The sequence below is a fragment of the Actinotalea sp. genome, assembly GCF_035443605.1.
In the GTDB taxonomy this organism is placed as follows: Bacteria; Actinomycetota; Actinomycetes; order Actinomycetales; family Cellulomonadaceae; genus Actinotalea.
Window position 1 is genome coordinate 1 of sequence record NZ_DAORSQ010000212.1, and the last position, 1,777, is coordinate 1,777.

2 protein-coding genes are annotated in these 1,777 nt (G+C 74.2%); both read left to right on the plus strand.

Going from position 1 to position 1,777, the window contains the following annotated elements; all coding sequences use genetic code 11:
* Nucleotides 1-221: 221 nt before the first annotated feature.
* Complete coding sequence (locus PKY62_RS13255) at nucleotides 222-551, plus strand: PadR family transcriptional regulator (RefSeq protein WP_324537721.1); 330 nt, start codon at nucleotides 222-224, stop codon at nucleotides 549-551.
* Nucleotides 548-1,720 (plus strand): HAAS signaling domain-containing protein, encoded by a 1,173-nt coding sequence (locus PKY62_RS13260; RefSeq protein ID WP_324537723.1) that lies wholly within the window; start codon nucleotides 548-550, stop codon nucleotides 1,718-1,720. The genes PKY62_RS13255 and PKY62_RS13260 overlap by 4 nt, the downstream gene beginning before the upstream one ends.
* Nucleotides 1,721-1,777: the final 57 nt, after the last annotated feature.

The following is a 1,777-nucleotide window of genomic DNA, read 5'->3' on the forward strand; positions in this document are numbered from 1 at the left end:
TCCGAGCACGACATCCTCGACGGCATCGCCTGGAGCGCAGCCGAGCGCGGCTGAGCCGCTCGGGGCACGCGCCGGCCGCATGAGGCACCGCGCACGACACGCGGAAGCGCGCGGTTCCCGGTAATGCGCGTCCCGTAGTAGTGTGTGGACTGCGGGAGTGGCCGGAGGGGCGGCTCCCGCACCAGACCCGGTCGCTCTGCCGGCCACCCGAGGAGGCGCGCATGGATACCACCCAGCTGCTCAAGGGGGTGCTCGACGTCGCGGTGCTGGCCGTCGTCGCGGGCGAGGACGGGTACGGGTACGACGTCGTGCGGCGGCTGCGCGCCGCAGGGCTGGAGGAGGTGGGCGACGCGTCGGTGTACGGCACGCTGCGCCGGCTCTACGCCTCGGGTGCACTGACCAGCTACGTGGTGCCGTCCGACGAGGGGCCGCACCGCAAGTACTACGGGATCAACGCCCAGGGCCGGGCGATGCTCGAGGCCCAGCGCAAGGACTGGCACGTCTTCTCGTCCGCCATGACCGCACTGCTCGAGACCGGAGACCCTCGATGACCGCCACCGTCCTGCTCGACCACGTGAGCACCTATGCCGCGCGCGTGCGCGACCACCTCGCCGACCTCGCACCGGAGCAGGTCGAGGACCTCACCGACGGGCTGGAGGCAGACCTCGCCGAAGCGCTCGAGGACGCGGCAGGGCCATCGGTCGCGGACGGGCTGCCGTGCGCCGACGGCGGGACGGAGCGTCTCGACCTGGCCAGCCGGTTCGGCCGGCCGGAGGCTTACGCCGCAGAGCTCCGCGCCGCGGCCGGGCTGGGGGCGGCCGCGGCACGGCGCACCCGCCGCCCGGTGCGCGCCGCGGTGCGCGGGCTCGTCACGGACGCCTGGGAGGGCCTCGTCGCGTGGACCGCACCCTGGCGCGGCTCCACGGTCGGCCGTGGGGTGATCGACCTCGCGGTCGCGCTGCGCCCGCTGTGGTGGGTGGTGCGCGGGTGGGTGTGGTTCGTCCTGGCGCTGGGGGTGCTCAGCCCCTTCGAGGAGAGTCTCGACAGGTACGTGCCCGACACGTTCGGCGCCTGGGTGCTCCTGCTCGTCGGCCTTGGTCTCTCGGTCGCGGTCGGGCGGGGTGCGGGCCGACGGGTCATGCTCGTGCGTCGAGGCCTTGCCGCACTGAGCGTGCTGGCAGTGCTGGCGACCCCGTGGGCGGTCCAGAGCTTCACCGCCGAGCTGCGCTGGCGCGTGTCGACCGGTTCCTACCCCGTGTTTATCGAGAACGAGGTCGTCACCCAGGTGGTGCCGCAGGAGGGGGTCTTCGTCGACGGGCAGCAGGTGAGCAACCTCTTCGTCTACGACGCCGCTGGAAACCCGCTGTCCGACGTGCAGATCGTCGACGACCGCGGACGCCAGGTGCGGACGGTCGCGGACTCGCGCAGCGAGTGGTCGCTGCCCGGCGTCGACGAGGCGTGGTCCTTCCTGCCGCGCGTGGACGGCGACGGCAGGACCCGGTGGAACGTCTACCCGCTGCTCGGCGCGCCGGCGTCGCAGTGGACGACGGGCGCGGACGGGGCGCGTGGGCTGCTCGACGGGGTCCTCGCGCACACCCCGCCCGCGCCGTTCGCCCAGGCGCCGGCGCTCCCCGCGCAGGTGCTCCCGTCCACCGCCGACGCGGTCGAGCCCACGGCCGAGGGCGTCGGACCCTCCGCCGAAGAGGTCACGGCGCCCTGACCCGCCCCGGTTGTCCGCCCGGGGGTCCGCACCTAGCGTGAGCGCATGAGCCCCACG